The following is a 16,024-nucleotide window of genomic DNA, read 5'->3' as shown; positions in this document are numbered from 1 at the left end:
GCTGGACCGAACGGGCAGCAGTCGACCCGGATCGCGTCGGGCTTCCCGGATGTCGCATGGTGACAAACGGGCAGATCTCCACGCGGCAGATCTCCACGCGGCAGATCTCCACGCGGCAGATGCCCAGTGCGCTGCTGCCTATCTCCAGCCTGCAGCAAGCCAGGACCCTGGCAGGCGTCGCGGTCGATCGCGTTTAATCAGCGCTGCCCGCTATCCTCGATGGCGGCTGGCTCGTTTTGCGGCCCCGTTGCCACCGGCAGATCGTCATCGGTTCTCAAGTCCAGCTTTCCCCAGATCGACGTCTTTTGGGGGCTGGATTTCGGCTTCCGCGACGGCTTGATCTCAACGATGAACGGCTTTGTCTGCTTGTGCATAGATCCTCCAGGCGAATCGCGGGGCAACGATACTTCGGCTATCGGCAGAGGCAACTGTGCCGCCGGCAATAATCGAAACGCTGGGATACCGAACCTTGCGTCATCGAGTTCGAAAATGGGCTCATTGCGAGACTGTCTTCGGAAATGCGGACGAACCGAGCGCGACCGCCATTACAGATCCTATGCGACTTTCGCCGGCGCTCCATCTGCGGGCTCGATGAGGCATGTCTGACCGGAGAACGGCCTCGATCGTCCTCCCGCAACGGCTTCGTGGCCACGGCGCCGCCCGGCGAGTTGATCCGCCGGCTGGCCGGCGACAGGCTCGTCCCGGAACCCTGGTCTCAGTTTTTCACAGGCTACGCGTTCTTGTGCGTTGGATGGTCGGCGAGGGAATGCGCAGCTTCTCGGCTCTCGACCACGTAGCTGCTGAACGCTTACAGTATCGCTGTCCGCAAAAGTCATCGCGGCACTGCCATCTCGGCGACGCCCCGTCATTCCTACGCCAACACACTTCTGTTGCTCTACCTGCAACGCCGTAAGCTTGACAACTTGCCGAGCGAACATCCTTTCGCCACCGAGCGCGCAAGCGTGTATTCCGGATTCAGCCGCCACACCGCCAGGCGCTTGCCCTTTACACCCGACGCGATCGCCGTTCCGGCGGGCGTCGGCCGAACACTATCTATGCCAATCATCGCGGGATCCTCGACGAGCTCATCCGAGCCCGCCAGCGTCAGCGCGTGCCCGACCGGATCACCACCAGCGAACACAAGATCACCGAACAGCGCAGCGTGATCGAAGACATGCAACAGCGGATTCGACAGCTCGCGACCGAGAATGCCGGACTCATGCGGCGCCATCGGGGCGGAACGTCGCGCCGACAGGGCCGAACGCCGCAGTGCGCAGTTGACGAAGGAGGTCGACACTCTCCGCCGCCCGACGCTGCGATCGCCAGATGGCGATACGGCGCGACGCTGAACGGTGACACTCACCACCCGTGCCACGCGGCCCATCGCCATGCGCCGTTAAGCTGATCCCCCAGGAGCGAAGTGGCGAGGCTCGCCTTACTTCTGGTCGCAGTCAGCGCCTAGCGCGAAGCAAGGTTGCGCCTGATCTCCGGCATGTGGTCGTCGTTCGGATTTCGGCGTCATGAGCCTGGGATGTCTCCTCCATGAAGCTGCCCGAGGTGCGTCCACTGCGGCCTTTCTTGCTGGCGTATCTCACACCGGGTTCGCCTGCGAAGCAGCCCGACCTCGATCCCGCAACAGCGCGATGCCGACCTTCTTCCCCGCCGTGCTCGGCTGACGCCTGCGCGCGGCTTCCTCGCGCTACCAAGAAGCTCGGCCCTGCGCCGCCCTCCATTTCATTTCAGCCCTTCGGGTGCGGGTCGGTCGCCCGGTGTTCTCCGATCGCCATCAAGGCCGCGATGGTCGCGACCTGATACAGCAAAGGAGAAGACAAATGGCTCAGATCGGCACTTTCACTCGCAATGAAGACGGCTCGTTTGCCGGAGTGATCAAGACGCTCAACCTCAACATCAAGGCCCGCCTTGTGGTGGCCGAGAAAGAAAGCGACAAGTCGCCGGACCTTCGCGCCCTCGCAGGTCCCATCGAGATCGGTGCTGGCTGGAAGAAGACCGCCAAGGAGACGGGCCGGGAATATCACTCGATCAAGCTCGACGATCCGAGCTTCCCCGCTCCGATCTACGCCAGCCTCGTCGAGAACGAGGACGCATACGCCCTCATCTGGTCGCGCTGAGGCGGCAACCCCACGGACGCGGCGCTCCACCTCGGGGCGCCGCGATTCAGCAAAAGGACACCTTAAAGTCTCTTCCAGCGAATGACGAAGCCAGATCAACAGCTTACGCTCTGAATGACAGCCGACGTCTGACTTAGGGCGGCTACAAGGGCCAGCTCAAGACACTCAGCGTCCGCGCCGACGTCGACATCGTGCCCAATCAGGCCAAGAGCGCCGACACCCGTCCCGACTTCCGAGTGCTGACCCAAGGCGTCGAGGTCGGCGCCGGCTGGATCAGGATCAGCGAGGCATCCGGCAAGGATTATGTGAGCCTGTCGATGCCGCACCCGAGTTTGGCCCGCGCAAGCTCTACGCCAATCTCGGCCGCGCCGCCGGCCAGGATGACGACGACACCTACGCCATCATCTGGAACCCGGTCGACTGACCGGCAAAGCCCAAGAGCCTCCGCGCCGTGAGCTGGCGCGGGGGCTCGCCCATCTCAAGGGGAGGCGAAAACTCCCATCCGACTCTTCGCCCGTTCCGCAGGAGCTCTCGCTCGCCGATCATCGCGTCGCTTTTTCCTGAACTACGCGAGGATCATCATGGACGACGAAAACGAGCGCGCCGCCCGCGCCACGAAGGGCAGCCCGTTCCTCAACACCGCACAGGCCGCGTTCTATAATGCGGCTCAAGGGCCTTGCCGCAATTCCGCAAGGACGGCACGCTTCATCGCTACCATATCGAGGAGCTGGACGACGGGTCGAAAGGCCGCCCGCAGACCCGGCAACCCGATGATGGTCAAGACAGCTCCGAAACGGAGACCGGTCATGATCGGGCGGCCATCTCTCCATCTGATCGGCGGCCGCTTGCGCGCACACAAGACGCTCGCCGCCGCAGCCACCGGCCTTGGCCTGATCGGCTTCACGCGTTCGCCAACCTATCACCCTACCGCGTCGGCTCCGCTGCGCGGCGAGCCGGTGATCTCGTGCTCGTCCGCATTGCAGGCTTAGCCGACGATCTTCGTCAGGCTATGGGATCGAGTGGGCGGAGGACCTGTGTGGTCCGGCCGCCGTGGACAAGAGGTTCCCGCTGTTCGAAAACGCATAAGCAGGCAGGATTGCCTCTCCTGCTGCGCCGGCACGGTTATCTCGAACCAAGAAAAGCGCCTGCGTGGGCTGCCCTTCCACGAAAACGCGCACTGGCGCCAAATGCGCGACCACGACTCGGAAGCCTGGGCCGATGCTGTCGCGGTCGACCTGCATCTTCGCACCGGACTGCCCAGAATGCGTGGCGAGGTCTTCCTGCACCGCTCCTGTGTCCCGCTCGACCGGCCGATCTGTCGACCGCCGCCGATCACGGCCAGCTCGATCTGTGGCCGAACGAATGCGAGGGGATGTGCGGGCTGTAATGGGACTAGCGCACGTCATTCAATTGCATTACATTAAGTGCAGTGGGAGGTGGTCATGGTGGCAAACGCGCTGGTTCAGACACGGATCGATGCCGATGTTCGGGACCGAGCATCCGCCGTTCTGGAAAACATGGGCCTGACGGTTTCGGACGCGGTCCGGATTATGCTCACCCGCACCGCGAATGAAGGTGCGCTCCCCTCGAGCTGGTGACCAGCAGCGAGGCACACGATGCCTGGTTCCGGGCCAAGGTACGCGAGGCGTTGGACGATACCCGGCCCGACATCCCTGACGATCAGGTTGAAGCCCATTTCGCCGAGCGACGCGCCGCTGCCCGGCGCAGGACCGGCGACCTGAAATCGTAAAGCTAGCCTGGTCGGCCTTAGCGCTTTCGGATCGCGACGGCATTTCACGCATATCGAGGCCGACAATCCTGCGGCCGCCATCGCAATCGACGAGCGGATCGTGGCCGCGACCCGCCGTCTTCGCGACTTTCCCGAGAGCGGCAGGCCCGGCCGCGTATCAGGAACTCGCGAACTCGTCATTGCCGGCATGCCTTCCATTGCCGCCTATCGTGTGGTCGGTGAAACGATTCGAATCCTCCGCGTACTGCATGGCGCACAACAGTGGCCGAACGACCACCCGGAGAGCTGATAATCGCCTTTCGCCATCGCGCCGGGCCTGACCCGCGAGGCCGCCACCTCGGCGGCGGGATCGTGGACGGTTAGCACAGCCTATACGTGCTGCAGGCGGTTCCAAGATAAGGGCATGATCTCCCTCAGCCTGCGCGAGATCTGAGCCGGATAATGGGGGCGTGCAGCCGATCGGTGGCGTAGGTGAGGATGCAGGCACCTAGTCATTCGCAAGACTCCGGCCCCGGCCGTCGCCGGCTGGGGACCACCCGACGCAGGAGTAACTGCCGAACTGCGGAACGTAGTCTACGCCGATGAGCGCGGGCGCAAAAGCCGGCGTCTCGAGGCCGCGCTTTTGTCTCGCTGCCCGTCACCCGATGGCGGCACTCGTGCCTGAACCTTGCTGAAGCCGGGTCTCGTCGCCGTCTCGGCGGTGTGCTTGAATACGCTGTCGACCTTCGCCTTTGTCTGGCCGGCTCGCCGGTGATCTTTTGCGCAATCTCGCTATGCTGTCGCCCGCCCTCAGGCCGGATCGCAGGGGCGATATCCGCGCCGGCGCTTGGCATGCTGAAGCTTCATTGACGCGGTGGCCGCACCGTCTTCTCTATCGAAGGTTTCCATCATCGACTGGCCGCTGGTCCCGATCCGGCCCCAGTTACGGATGACCGACGCGCCGCCGAACAAGGTCGGTTGGATCGCAAGCGTATAGAAGCGCCGCATGTTCTGCGAGGGGTCGATGCGCCGAAGATGAACCGGGCCTATCCCCTCGTTTTCCATGGCCGCAGTCTCACTTCCTTTGGAAGGGGCGTCCAACGAGTTCTTTGAATCCAACCGGCCCGACCGATTCATTGCGGTTATGGGTCGGCGGCGCTTGCGCTGCCATGTTGGATGCCGGGCATGGACAGCCATGAATGCCTGCGGAGTGATGATAAACGACGGCATCGGGCATGGCGTGTGCTGAGAAGGTGCCTGCGGCCAGCACCGTGCTCTGACGACAATGCCGGGGACGCCCCAACGCGGCCTTTTCTCGGGGCTGGTCTGACGCCGGACCTGCCTTGACCTGCAACGGCTCCGCCGACCTTCTTCCCCTGCGGCTCACGCCGCATTCCTCGCGAGGCAACAAGCCCGGCTGCCGCCGTCCTGCGCTGTCGCTTCGGTCCTCTCGGATGCAGTCGGCCGGACCTGCGTCCATCGACCACCATCGAGGCCGCATGGGGCGGCTTCCGACAAACAGTAGGAGATACGAAAATGGCTCAGATCGGCACCTTCACCCGCGACGAAGACGGCGCCTATGCCGGGACCATCAGAACTCTCGCCCTCAGCGTCAAGGCCACCATCAAGCCCTGCGACCGTGACAATGACAAGGCCCCCGATTACCGCATCACCGCAAATGGTGTCGAGTTCGGTGCAGGCTGGAGCAAAACCGCCAAGGAAACCGGCGCCGAGTACCTTTCGGTTAAGCTCGACGACCCGTCCTTCACGGCTCCTGTCTACGCCTCCCTCGTCCAGGGCGACAAAGGCGAGCACAAGCTCATCTGGTCGCGATGACCAACGAGGGCGCTCCGCTCACAGCGGAGCGCCCGCTCCGTACCTGCGGTATTAAGCCGAACTGGGCGCCCCTGGCAAAAGACCTTTAACGAGGCCGCGACTAGCTCGGTCAAGTCGGGCGGCCATCTTCAGGATGGAATTTTGATACTTTACTTTGGATGTCGCGCCTTGCAATCATGCCAAGCGAGTCTGAACGGAGGGTACAACCAAGCACAAAAAAACCGGCGCGGAGGCCGGCTTTTCTAGGGAATAGGCTACAGGAGTTGGCGCTCCCGATCTCGCCCGACGATTATGCGAGACCGTAGCCGGTCCTTCCCGACATTGCAAGAGAAATTGCGCTTCCGCGCCACGGCTTTGTACGGCCTGGCGAAGAGGAAAGAGATGGATCTGTATTCAACGTTGAGCCTATGGCTCACGAACATCCGGTCATTGGTCGAGTTGGACGATTTTTGCCGCCAGCTATGGAAGCTCTACGGCGAGGACTCGTTGGGCGAGCATGATGCGGAGCGGCTTTGCGAGAAGGCTGACCAGCACCGCGCCAACCTCAAGAAGGCCCGCGCGGATGGTTGCGCGCTCCCTCGCTCATATTATCCGCAACGGCCCCGCAGCGAGCGAAGCCGGCGCGAGGCTGGCCGCGGCGTACGAGATCCTGTGCGATGGGCGCGCAAGCGGCGTCTCGCCCGCATGCAGGCTGTCCGGCCCGAGTTCGCCGGCGAGTTCACCGAAGGGGAGAGCGCGGCGCTCTACATCGTCATGTCGGACTGCCGACAGCACGGCAAATGCGACCGATCGGTGAAGGAGATCGGCGATCGCGCCGGCGTTGGGCCGACCACCGTACGCAATGCGCTGCGCAAAGCCAGCACGCTCGGCTTGCTGCGCGTCACCGAGCGCAGGCAATGGCGAGCCAGGAACCTTCCCAATCATATCGTTGTCGTGCATCGTCGTCAGATCGACTGGATTGCAAAATTTCGGCCCAATCTCGGCCTGAAGTTTTATCCGACAGGCTTCAAAAAAGCGGCGTCCACAGGAACCTACCGCAATAAATATAGCGGCCGACCGTTTAGCCCCCGATCCGACGGCCCTTCCGGCGGCTTGGAGCCATTCTCTAGTCACGATTGATCGACCGGCTGAGGTCCGCGGCCGCAAAAACCGCGACAGCAGAGCAACCCGAAAAGTCGCAAGAGGCTGTTGAAAGGCAGCCTTGACGACTGGCCGTGTCAAATCAGGCCGGTTGGTGCTGGCTGTCGGATTCCTGAAACAGGAAGGTCGCTGGATCGCGACCGAGCGCCTCGCCAACGGCGGCAATCGTATCGACGCTGACATTGCCGGTCGCGCGCTCGAGCTTGGTGAAAGTGATCTCCGAGATACCCAGAAGCTCCGCCATTTGATAGCGGAGCAGATTGCGGCGCTCACGCTCGCTGTTGATGATGGCGGCCAAGCGCGTGCGAATCGATTTTTCGGTGAGCTTGTGCGCCGACGGTTCCACCTCAGCGCCGCCGACCAGAAGTGTCGCGATCGAAACCTGGAGCGCCTGGGCCATGTTTTCGAGGGTGCGCAGCGTCACGTTGTTTCGCTTTTTTGTGGTCCGAATGTAGGTGCGGTACGCAAGCCCTTGACCGGGTGACGTTTTGAACAGTTCCGCCATGTCTTGATGGCGATGCTTTCGCTTACGGCGCTCGGTTTCAAGGAACGCCGCGATATTGTCTCGAAGGGGGTTGTTCACCTCGCCCGCTTCATTTGGCTGCATAAACCTATGTATTCGCACGAGCCCGCCTGTTCGGCCCGCCCTTTTCCTGGGCCGAAATCCATAGTAAAGTGTCAAAAATTGCCACAGGGAAAACAGAAAAAGGGCCACGACCGTGCTGAAAAATCTCGTTCTGGGCGCTGCCGCTGTCGCGGGCGCCGCGTCTCTTCCGTCCCAAGCGCTCGCATCCGAGTGGGGGTGCCAGGTCCTCCTTTGTCTGTCTGGTGACTGGCAGGGCACGCCCTCTTGTCATCCACCAATAGATCGGCTGATCGAAGCCATGGGATTGCCGGGCTTTTCGTGGCCGACTTGCCCGCAGGCCAACTCGTCTGGCGCCCGCCACGAGCCATACGAGGACTGCCCGCAGGGGTGGATGCCATATGCGCCGGCTACCGACCGGCCGGGACAGGGCCAAACGAGCATGTGCCGAATCGCGGCGGGCAATCTCGGTCAGCTTGCCAGCCTTGGAATGCAGCATGGACAAGCCGACGGAAGCCCGACGGGAACCATCAAGCTCGGCGATCGCACGGTGGAGGTCCGACTTACCTATGTTTCCAGCGGAGCGCATAACGATCGAACGACCACCTATTACGAATTTCAACGCCAGTGCCGCGCAAAGCCTTACTACATCGATTACGACGACGGGAATGGGCTGCGGCAGCGCACTTGGTTCAACCTTAGCAGACCATAATCTTGAGTCACCCCGGACGGCTAAATTAGGTGTATGAAAAGAGGCAGTTACTCCGATGAAAAGCGTCAACAGGTTTACCATTCATGGCAATGTCGGGTCGGTAGCGCCCTTCGACAAAAGCACCAGGGTCAACATTGCCACCAATCGCAATTGGCGCGACGAACAAGGCCAACCAAAGGAAGCCACTGATTGGGTCCAGGTAACGGTCCTGGAGGAGAAGCAAGCCGCCTGGGTGGCAGAGAATGCCAAGCCCGGCGATGTCGTCTTCGTCGAAGGCCGTATCAGCAACAACTCTTTCAAACGCAACGGTGAGACGGTCTATACGACGGACCTTATCGCCTCGACTTTCAACCTTTTTCCGAAGCCGTAATCATGTTCAATGCGGGGGCCCTTGTCATGGCGGCGGCGTCCGGAACATTGGTCGGCATAGGCGGCACGCTGGCTCTTTATCCCACACAAGACCAGCTCTCCGCGGCGATTGCGCCCGAGCCGGCGCTGTGTGCGAAATTGGCCGCAGCCGGCCTTCAGATTCCATCCCCGGCCGAGGCTTTGGAAGCTTTCCGGCGAGCAAAGAATACTGATCAACCGACGCTGCGGCTGGGAGAGTGCTCGAAGAACACCATGGGTCCTGGCGTGCAGTGCGCCGTGAAGTACAAGCTTCGCACTGCATGGAAAGATGAGGGTGACGGCGTGGTCGCGTTCTCCAGGGGACCTGATGGCTGGCAAGCAGTGCAGCTTCAATGATTGTCTGCTTGCGAACATCTGGTTTCGGCATTTCCGCGATCTGTTAGTAGCCGTCCCGGCGAACGTCTTCGACCCGCAGTCCGGTCCGTCGAAGGTTCTTTTTCGTGCCTCCGCAATTCCCGTGCCCAAAGAGCCGGAGCCGGAGCGCGCCCCCACAGCGCCGTAGTGACGGCGGAGGCCAGAGATAATGGGCCTTTGGCTGTGGCTCTACAGGAGCCGTGCCGCGCTTGGCGCGTGCCCGGTCGCGGCGCTCACTTGTGCGGGGTGCAATAGACGCCTTGGGATTCCAAAAGGACGGCGCCACCCTTCAATTCCGTCAGGGCGCCGACCCAGGCTTCGGAATAGGTGCGACTGGCGTCTACCGCTGTCAGCCAGATGACCCGATTGTCGGCAAGTTCCACCTTGACCTCGCTTTGCAGAGGACTTGCCTGCACCGTTTGCTGATAATGCCGCTTGATGCGGACATCGCCGCTCGCAAACTCGATATTGTTGTTGTCGTAATTGAGCAGGAATCGAGCATCCCCTTTAGCGACCTTGCAGGAGCCGTCGCGTTCACACACAATTTTCGCCGCCGTCGCGCAATCCCATCGTAGTCCGGCGGGCCACATCGGATTGCTGCCGGCCCCTTTGGACTGATCGCCTTGAGCGGCGGCGGCGACGCTCGCAGCCGCGGCTGCGGCCACCAATATCTCCCTAACCATCCGCTCTGCACGCCTCGCTGTTAGGTACCATCAAAACCAGATCGCGCTGGCGCATCATGCCGACGGACGCGCAAGCCATCATGGCGGCCGCGGCATCAAGAGCGGCGTCGCCGCCGTCTCGCCTCGAGATCTCGGCTAAAGCTGCCCTGAAAATGGTTGTCCTGTCCGGTTGATCGCTCATAAATTGACACTACACTTTGGGTGCGGGTATGACAATTGCCGGGGAGGCGATTGACATAAAAGCGGTTCATCAAAGGTCCCCGAGCTATGATCATATCTGCCGCTATCGCCAAAGGTGGCACTGGCAAATCGACCCTGCTGCGTGCGCTCGCATCGGTCGCTCTTAAGCGCGGCTACGCGGTGACGCTCATCGACGGCGACGTTCGCCAGAACATGATCCGGTGGGCTCAGATGCTCAAGGAGGCAGGCAACCGTCCCGAGACACTCCAGCTCGTCAGCGCCGCGACGACGCGCGAGATCCTGGAGGCGGCCCAGTTGAACAATGGCGACCGTAGCGTGGTGCTGATCGACACCGAAGGCACCACGAACGACAATCTCATGGCCGGGCTATTCGCCGCCGATATCGTTGTGGTGCCGATCTTTTTTGCGCTCGACGACGTGACCGCCGCAATCCAGATCACCGATCACTACATTCCGCTCGCGGTCGAAACACGCGGGCGGGCGCTGCCAGCCGTGTTTGTCCTGACAAAACAGACCATCATCGATGCCAAGGCGAGAGCCTTGACAGAACTGCGCGCAATCATTCAGGCGAACGGCACGCCGATCGCCGAACATGCGCTGCAAAACCGTGTTGCCTATCGGGACCTGCAAAGCGGCCAGACACTCTACAGCCCAGACCGGCCTGATGCGAAGGCAATTGCCGAAAGCGAAGGGGTCTTTGATGACGTTCTCAAGACCTTCATCGAGGCAACGAGGAAGGCCGCATGACGGAGAAAAGCACCTTGGACGCACAAGACGATAAGAAAGCTCGCATGATGCGAGCGATCTCCACTCAGCCGCCGACGCTGCCGAGCATGTTCATCGCTCCGAAATCCGATCCCGCCCCTCAGCCGCTTGCCGTCGCATCAGCGGCGGCACCGGAGCCTGAAACTGCATCGGGGCCACCTGGCCCGGACTTCCGCAAGATGTTGCGACAGGGCCAGAAGAAGGATCCGGTTGCTGGCAAAAGGATTCGCGAAGAGGAAATGGTGCGCTGCGGCTATTACCTTACGGCCGGGGAACAGCGCCAATTCAAGCTGCTCGCGATCAGCAATGGCCACAGCATGACCGAGCTGCTGCGCAAGGCGGTACAGGACTATATCAAAGCCCATAAGCACAAGCTGCCAAACGACTAGGGCAGCCCGCCCTGCGGCGTCCTCCGTCGATAAGGGGTGCAGTGAACGCTCGGGCCACACCGGCGCAAATCAGCCGTGCTCGTCGGCCGCGGTCGCCCGGCTCAGCTTATCCACCTTGCCATGCCAACAGCAGTCGCCGCGATCTAGGGATCGTCACAAGCTGACGTCCCCTGCTCGTTGCGATTTGTCTCCATGTTAGCATGATGATTTCGCAGTAAGGCAACGTGTTGCGACAGAAACATGTCACGAAATTGGCTTGTCCATAAGTCGATGATGCAAAGCGTGTTGAGGAATCATGTTTCCTTGTCAACATGTGACGCTTATGTCTGAGATGAAAGCTATAATCAATTGCGGATTTGGCGATCTATTTTTGAGTGAGTGGTTTTTGTCTTTGGCAGGATAGCCTTTTTTGTGTTACACACGAAAAAGGTGGCGCGGCCCAAGGGCCTTAGCGCCCGCAAGCGGGCTTGAAGATGGGACCCAAAAACCACGAAACAGAAATCCACAACGCATCCCGGCGTTATGACGAAGTCCTGCACGTGCGGTTCTCAGCCGTGGAACTGGAGCGGCTGCGCGCCATGGCTGATCGGGAGTCGGTGACGGTCAGCGAAGTCGTTCGGCGCCTTGTTCGGACCGAGGCCGGCTTTCTTCCGGCTGCGACGGACGAACTGCGACCCTCCATTGAGGAGGCCACCGACCAGCTTCGCCGTGTCGGTGTGAATTTCAATCAGGCGGTCCGGGCCATGAACGAGGGCCGGGTGCCGTATGACGAAGACCTCGAGCGGGCCTTGATCGCCGTAGGCGAACTCGTGCGTCGGTTCCGCCAAGAATTAAAGGCGATGACTGCGAGGCCGCGCAAGCCGAGGCAGGTCGAGGTATGAACGGTCGCCTTGCGGGATATGCTGCCGAGATCGAACGCTATTTGCGCATACGGGGCGCTGGCGATCTCGAGGACCTTGATGATGAAAAGCTTTTGCAATCGGCTCGCCGGGAGACGGCCGATCGTCAAGCGATGAACATCCATGCGAGTGGCGTCGCCGCAGGCCGCTGGCCTCTGCCCCAGGCTGGTGGGAAATGGTCGACAGCGAGCGCAATTCACGCAGGAGCGAGCCCCGGCCTCGCAATGGCCCCTGTTTCGTCCGGAGGCAGAGGCGGACCGCTCAGCGCGATACCGCTGTCTGGCGCCAGCGGGAGCTTGCGTTCATCCAGCGACGCAAAAGCGGCGATCGCGATTTTCGACCTCGCACTCGGCGCTTTCGTCAAGGAAGAGGAAGAAGAATGGCGGCGCCGTGGCGGGGGCGGAAGGTCGGGCGCACTCCCGTCCGCTCGACACCTCGCTCGGTCGACGCGTCAGGCGAGGGCCGTTGCGGGGCGAGCGGCCTATGCCGCCGGCGCGCAGCCGGCGGTGTTCAAGGTCTTGTCGAGCGCAGCCAATGGTAAGCAGGCCGGCGCCCTGCTCGCCTATATCGGCACGCGCGAAACTGAATTCGGCGAGAAGCGTGACATCGAGATCTTCACCGATAGCGGACAGGCGCTTGCCAATGCGGAGGATCGCCGCGGGTTTCTGCATCAATTCACGCAGACATTCGAGCCGCAGCTTGAGAATACGAATTTCATCGAAGTGCGGTTCGAGTTCGCAGGCGACGTCACGGACGAAACGCTTTCCGCTGGCTTGAGTTCGGCCTTCGGATCAAAGCCGTTCGTCTATGCTCGCAACGGCAACAGCGTCGACATTTATGGCCACACGGAGGAACGCGCCGGACCGCTTGCCAAGATTCTAGCTGCCGGGCGTGCAAATTCGCGCAGCAAAGCGCTCGACAAGATCGAAGGCGGCTTGCGCGAAGCCATGGCCAAGGCCGGCATTCGCGCGGCGCCCGAAGTGACGGCGGCCGTCGGCAACGAGCGTAAGGCGCAATATTTTCTGCAAAAGTTTATTCGGGCGCACAAGCAGGTTCGCCAGCCGAACGGACAGGCGGTTTCCAGCAAACAGCCGATGAAGGCGGCCGCAGCGATCTATGAGCAATGGCGGCCGCAACTTTCCGGCCGGGAGCGCCGCAATGCCTATCACCTGCTTTTCTCTGCTCGAGCCGGTACGGACCCGCAAGCCATCATGGCGGCCGCGCGTGCCGTGCTCGAGGAGCGCGCGCCCGGGCACAAGTTCGTGCTCGCACACCATGCCGAGACGAAGCACGTCCATATCCACGCCATGGTGCAGGCGCGGTCGGCCGACGGCGAGCGGCTTACATTCTACAAGGCGGATCTCTATGCCTGGCGGGAAGCCTACGCGGAGCAGGCGCGCCAACACGGTATAGCGATGGTCGCAACCCGCCGATACGATCACGCAATGAGCCGACCGTACACGAAGGAACACGCAGGCGCGTACAAACGCGCGCAGAACGACCCGCGCTACCAAGTCAGTGACAAGACGGTCGCGCGCGTGGAGGATAAGCGGCAGCGTCGAATTGACCGCGGATTGCTCGTCGCCAATGGGGCGGCGATCGCCGGCGTGTGGGAGCAGACCGCCGCCGTGATGCGGGCGGCCGGCGTGACCGGTCAAGCCCTGACTGCAGCCCAGGCGATCGGCAACAATGTACTCCAGATTCATGCGCATAGGGCAGGCGAGAAGCCGGTCGCTACTGTCTCCAAGGGTGGCGGCGGACCGGGGCGGACCTCGTCGTTCTTGTCCCATCCCGGCATGAAAGAATTGACCAGGCTGATAGGAGCTACCGAAATGCCGCAGACACCTTTGGAAATGCGGCAGAAGATGGCGCGTGTGAACCAAGCGTTGGATCAAATGCGAGACACGCTCCCCAATGCCGAGCAAACGCGTTTCGAGCAATACCGTGATGGCGTGAACGACAAGATGCACGATCGTCTCGCTCGCCTCCAGTACGAGCAGCAAAAGGGCGCAGGCGGAGCCGGGGGCGCCGCGCCTGAAAGAGAGGCGCGCGGCCGCGATTTACCGGCTCGAGAAGATACGCGACAGCCCGAGACGCCACGCCGGCAGGGCGAGAAGGCACGACAACGCGTTCAGCAGCAGAAAGACTCAGCCAAGCAAAAGGGCCGGCAGGCCGACGAGCAGGACCGCAAGACACAGCGCAGCCAGGACAAAGAATACGAGCGCTAGCACGTCTGTCGAAAGGGGCCCCCTTTCGGAGCAAAGACATGCTTAAATTCGGTAATTTGCATATCAGGTTGCCCCAGCATGAGTCCGAAGTCGCTGTAGCATTTCAGGTTATTTCCGAGACGGCTGATCCCCGGAGCGTCGGAGCGTTCCGACTGGGAGACGTCCGGGAGGGCGAACTCCAGCGCTGTGGCACTTAGCACATCGGCTGGCGCAATCGTCGCAGCCGCCGTCCTGCGCCATCGGGCAGGTCTCTCATTCCGGTACCGGTAAGCGGCGCTCGCCGCCGCAGAGGTGACAGACGGTCATGACGGAAGCCCCGAGAGAATAGCGCGGCGGGCAGCGCGCTGGTTCCGTCGTTCCGTGAAGACTTAAAGAGGAGACACCGACCCACCAGTGCGAGGGGGGCGCGTAAGGCAATAATAATAATCCGATTTGCTCAAAGGCGCGCGGAAGCGCGGCATCTCACCCGAAGCCTTCGGAACTGAGGAGTCAAAGAAAAAAGCCGGGCTCGAACGGCCCGGCCAAGGGAAGGATTGACCTTCAGAGGAGCGGCGGACTGGCCGCTTGGCAAGTCCGATTTTTGCTGCCCGCGGGCGATCCCCGAACGATACTCGCCGGTCAGCCGGGAGCCCTCCGGAATCAGGATGCGGCGGCCGTCGAGCGAATAGACGTCTTCGCGCGCGACCGCGCGAACCATGCCAGGCAGATCGGTGTTGATGGCGGTTTCCAGAAATCCGCGGATCATCATATTTGCTCCAGCTCAATCTGTATCCTCCACAAGGGTACAGGTTTGCTGGAATCGACACCGCGGAGCGAGCCCCATCCCCGATCATCCACCTTCGATTTCGAAGAAGCCCTCCCGCGTCGTGCCGCTGCCGTCTTCTTGGTGGCAGTCTCGAGCAATTCCCGCTGCGTGATGGCGGTACGGACGATCGCGCGGGTGTCGACTTCTCGGCGGCCTTTCGCCAGCAGTGTGCGTCGCGCGGTCACCGCCTCGTGCAGGGTGATCGAAGGCAACGTCACGTCGGCATAGCGGGCGTCCACGAAGTTTCCTGAAGGCCGTCGAACGAAGATGCCGGCCATGTCGCGTGAATCGGATTTGACAAGCAGGCGCCGGCCAGAACGTCCGACGTCGGCGCTGAGCGCCGCCGACCAATAGCGCAGACCGAACAGATGAATGCCGGTCGGCCGCAAGGTGCGCTCCTGCTCGGGCAGGAACGTCAGCCAGAAGCGCATTCGATCTTGTGGCAGTCGAAGTGGAATCTCACCTTCATGGTCTCGCCAGGCAGCAATCGGCGGGCGTCCCAGCCCACCGTGGATCGATTGGTGATAGGAGCCGACGATGTCGAGTGCGATATACCGCTCAAGCTCACGTTGCAGATGTGCATTCGGTTGGCGGCGAGTTTCGTCTCCTTCGTAATGGCGTGTTGGTCAGCGCGACGACTGCGAGCGGGCAGGAGACCAGCTTTGTTGGCATCCACCGGGTTCAGAGCTCACCTTTGCCTGGTTCCCGCTGATGACGGGGACTGCCTATGCCCCGAGGTATTCGATCCGTCCATTTTGTAGGGAATTCGACAAAACTAACCTTACCCGCTCACCGCGAGACGGATCGTGTCCCAGGGAGTAGATGCTATGGGGCGAGCGGTGAGGGTGTGGCATCCTTCGGCGCTGTTGGATCCACCATCAGAAGGAGGCACCCGATGTCGCAGTCTTTTGACGCAAGCCGGTCCCTTACCGCTCTTGAACAGGATAACACGATCGTTGCCGTCATCGAAATGAGCAAGGCGAAGTGGCTGATTGCCGCGCTTGTTCCGGGTTTCAAGCGCCAGCCGCTGAAGAAGATTGATGCCGACGCGCCATCGTTGTTGAAGCTGCTGCAGCGCTGGCGCGACGAAGCCGGCCAGGCCGGGCATACGATCAAGCGGATCGCCGTCGCCTATGAGGCGGCCGGCGACGGCTTCTGGCTGG

16 protein-coding genes and 5 pseudogenes are annotated in these 16,024 nt (G+C 61.7%); 14 read left to right on the top strand and 7 right to left on the bottom strand.

The genetic code is table 11. The features are described from left to right. Positions 1–197: 197 nt before the first annotated feature. Positions 198–374 carry a hypothetical protein gene (locus tag M727_RS42505; RefSeq protein ID WP_198032703.1) on the bottom strand — a complete coding sequence of 59 codons (177 nt, stop codon included), beginning with the start codon at positions 372–374 and terminating at the stop codon, positions 198–200. Positions 375–895: 521 nt separating this feature from the next. Beyond that, entirely contained in the window at positions 896–1,297 is a 402-nt protein-coding gene (locus tag M727_RS0126740) for a hypothetical protein (protein ID WP_036263598.1), read from the bottom strand. Between the two features lie 535 nt (positions 1,298–1,832). Here M727_RS0126740 and M727_RS0126735 point away from each other — a divergent pair. The 5 genes and pseudogenes from M727_RS0126735 (at position 1,833) to M727_RS40540 (ending at position 4,168) form a co-directional block, all read left to right on the top strand. Then, the gene (locus M727_RS0126735; RefSeq protein ID WP_027155204.1) at positions 1,833–2,129 is read left to right on the top strand and encodes a DUF736 domain-containing protein; all 297 of its coding nucleotides are present in this window, start codon (positions 1,833–1,835) and stop codon (positions 2,127–2,129) included. A 110-nt stretch (positions 2,130–2,239) separates the two neighbouring features. Next, positions 2,240–2,553 (top strand): annotated as a pseudogene (locus M727_RS40555) (DUF736 family protein). A 157-nt stretch (positions 2,554–2,710) separates the two neighbouring features. Continuing rightward, a complete protein-coding gene (locus M727_RS43240) occupies positions 2,711–3,118 on the top strand; it encodes a hypothetical protein (protein ID WP_245269015.1) in 408 nt (135 codons plus the stop codon). A gap of 453 nt (positions 3,119–3,571) precedes the next feature. Beyond that, positions 3,572–3,879: pseudogene (locus M727_RS37585) on the top strand (type II toxin-antitoxin system RelB/DinJ family antitoxin). Continuing rightward, positions 3,873–4,168: pseudogene (locus M727_RS40540) on the top strand (type II toxin-antitoxin system RelE/ParE family toxin). The pseudogenes M727_RS37585 and M727_RS40540 overlap by 7 nt, the downstream one beginning before the upstream one ends. A gap of 500 nt (positions 4,169–4,668) precedes the next feature. Here the strand turns inward: M727_RS40540 and M727_RS0126710 are convergent. Then, positions 4,669–4,923 carry a WGR domain-containing protein gene (locus tag M727_RS0126710; RefSeq protein ID WP_027155202.1) on the bottom strand — a complete coding sequence of 85 codons (255 nt, stop codon included), beginning with the start codon at positions 4,921–4,923 and terminating at the stop codon, positions 4,669–4,671. 471 nt (positions 4,924–5,394) lie between these two features. Here M727_RS0126710 and M727_RS0126705 point away from each other — a divergent pair, with 471 nt between their 5' ends. Beyond that, on the top strand, positions 5,395–5,694 hold the full coding sequence (locus tag M727_RS0126705) for a DUF736 domain-containing protein (RefSeq protein ID WP_027155201.1): 300 nt from the start codon (positions 5,395–5,397) through the stop codon (positions 5,692–5,694). A gap of 333 nt (positions 5,695–6,027) precedes the next feature. Beyond that, positions 6,028–6,813, top strand: a complete 786-nt coding sequence (locus M727_RS39310; protein ID WP_156941639.1) for a hypothetical protein — start codon at positions 6,028–6,030, stop codon at positions 6,811–6,813. A gap of 103 nt (positions 6,814–6,916) precedes the next feature. Here M727_RS39310 and M727_RS0126695 read toward each other — a convergent pair whose 3' ends face one another. After that, a complete protein-coding gene (locus M727_RS0126695; protein ID WP_036263596.1) occupies positions 6,917–7,441 on the bottom strand; it encodes a helix-turn-helix transcriptional regulator in 525 nt (174 codons plus the stop codon). 743 nt (positions 7,442–8,184) lie between these two features. On the opposite strand from M727_RS0126695, the gene M727_RS0126685 reads away from it, so the two are divergent. Then, entirely contained in the window at positions 8,185–8,499 is a 315-nt protein-coding gene (locus M727_RS0126685; protein ID WP_027155198.1) for a single-stranded DNA-binding protein, read from the top strand. Between the two features lie 2 nt (positions 8,500–8,501). Further along, entirely contained in the window at positions 8,502–8,873 is a 372-nt protein-coding gene (locus M727_RS39305) for a hypothetical protein (RefSeq protein ID WP_051505758.1), read from the top strand. A gap of 251 nt (positions 8,874–9,124) precedes the next feature. On the opposite strand, the gene M727_RS0126675 is transcribed toward M727_RS39305, so the two are convergent. Next, positions 9,125–9,556, bottom strand: coding sequence for a hypothetical protein (locus tag M727_RS0126675; protein WP_245269014.1), 432 nt, complete (start codon positions 9,554–9,556; stop codon positions 9,125–9,127). A 285-nt stretch (positions 9,557–9,841) separates the two neighbouring features. On the opposite strand from M727_RS0126675, the gene M727_RS0126665 reads away from it, so the two are divergent. The 4 genes from M727_RS0126665 to M727_RS0126650 all read left to right on the top strand — a co-directional run bounded on the left by M727_RS0126665 (position 9,842) and on the right by M727_RS0126650 (position 14,056). Then, positions 9,842–10,522, top strand: a complete 681-nt coding sequence (locus M727_RS0126665; RefSeq protein WP_027155195.1) for a ParA family protein — start codon at positions 9,842–9,844, stop codon at positions 10,520–10,522. Further along, positions 10,519–10,929 (top strand): hypothetical protein, encoded by a 411-nt coding sequence (locus M727_RS0126660; RefSeq protein ID WP_027155194.1) that lies wholly within the window; start codon positions 10,519–10,521, stop codon positions 10,927–10,929. The genes M727_RS0126665 and M727_RS0126660 overlap by 4 nt, the downstream gene beginning before the upstream one ends. Positions 10,930–11,396: 467 nt before the next feature. Next, a complete protein-coding gene (locus tag M727_RS0126655; protein WP_156941638.1) occupies positions 11,397–11,810 on the top strand; it encodes a hypothetical protein in 414 nt (137 codons plus the stop codon). Between the two features lie 524 nt (positions 11,811–12,334). After that, a complete protein-coding gene (locus M727_RS0126650) occupies positions 12,335–14,056 on the top strand; it encodes a relaxase/mobilization nuclease domain-containing protein (RefSeq protein WP_198032702.1) in 1,722 nt (573 codons plus the stop codon). Between the two features lie 577 nt (positions 14,057–14,633). Here M727_RS0126650 and M727_RS43230 read toward each other — a convergent pair. Further along, positions 14,634–14,801, bottom strand: a pseudogene (locus M727_RS43230) (TrbI/VirB10 family protein); the annotation flags it as partial. Continuing rightward, the gene (locus M727_RS37570) at positions 14,801–15,292 is read right to left on the bottom strand and encodes a Mu transposase C-terminal domain-containing protein (protein WP_245269013.1); all 492 of its coding nucleotides are present in this window, start codon (positions 15,290–15,292) and stop codon (positions 14,801–14,803) included. The gene M727_RS37570 and the pseudogene M727_RS43230, both read right to left, overlap by 1 nt. Positions 15,293–15,756: 464 nt before the next feature. Here M727_RS37570 and M727_RS37565 point away from each other — a divergent pair. Further along, positions 15,757–16,024, top strand: a pseudogene (locus M727_RS37565) (IS110 family transposase); the annotation flags it as partial.

Source organism: Mesorhizobium sp. WSM2561 (genome assembly GCF_000513915.1).
GTDB lineage: Bacteria > Pseudomonadota > Alphaproteobacteria > Rhizobiales > Rhizobiaceae > Mesorhizobium > Mesorhizobium muleiense.
This window is presented reverse-complemented; position numbering and strand designations above follow the sequence as displayed.

Coding starts and splice junctions, on each gene's coding strand:
- M727_RS42505 (WP_198032703.1), bottom strand. CDS start 374: ATGCACAAGCAGACAAAGCCGTTCATCGTTGAGATCAAGCCGTCGCGG.
- M727_RS0126735 (WP_027155204.1), top strand. CDS start 1,833: ATGGCTCAGATCGGCACTTTCACTCGCAATGAAGACGGCTCGTTTGCC.
- M727_RS43240 (WP_245269015.1), top strand. CDS start 2,711: ATGGACGACGAAAACGAGCGCGCCGCCCGCGCCACGAAGGGCAGCCCG.
- M727_RS0126710 (WP_027155202.1), bottom strand. CDS start 4,923: ATGGAAAACGAGGGGATAGGCCCGGTTCATCTTCGGCGCATCGACCCC.
- M727_RS0126705 (WP_027155201.1), top strand. CDS start 5,395: ATGGCTCAGATCGGCACCTTCACCCGCGACGAAGACGGCGCCTATGCC.
- M727_RS0126695 (WP_036263596.1), bottom strand. CDS start 7,441: ATGCAGCCAAATGAAGCGGGCGAGGTGAACAACCCCCTTCGAGACAAT.
- M727_RS0126685 (WP_027155198.1), top strand. CDS start 8,185: ATGAAAAGCGTCAACAGGTTTACCATTCATGGCAATGTCGGGTCGGTA.
- M727_RS39305 (WP_051505758.1), top strand. CDS start 8,502: ATGTTCAATGCGGGGGCCCTTGTCATGGCGGCGGCGTCCGGAACATTG.
- M727_RS0126665 (WP_027155195.1), top strand. CDS start 9,842: ATGATCATATCTGCCGCTATCGCCAAAGGTGGCACTGGCAAATCGACC.
- M727_RS0126660 (WP_027155194.1), top strand. CDS start 10,519: ATGACGGAGAAAAGCACCTTGGACGCACAAGACGATAAGAAAGCTCGC.
- M727_RS37570 (WP_245269013.1), bottom strand. CDS start 15,292: ATGCGCTTCTGGCTGACGTTCCTGCCCGAGCAGGAGCGCACCTTGCGG.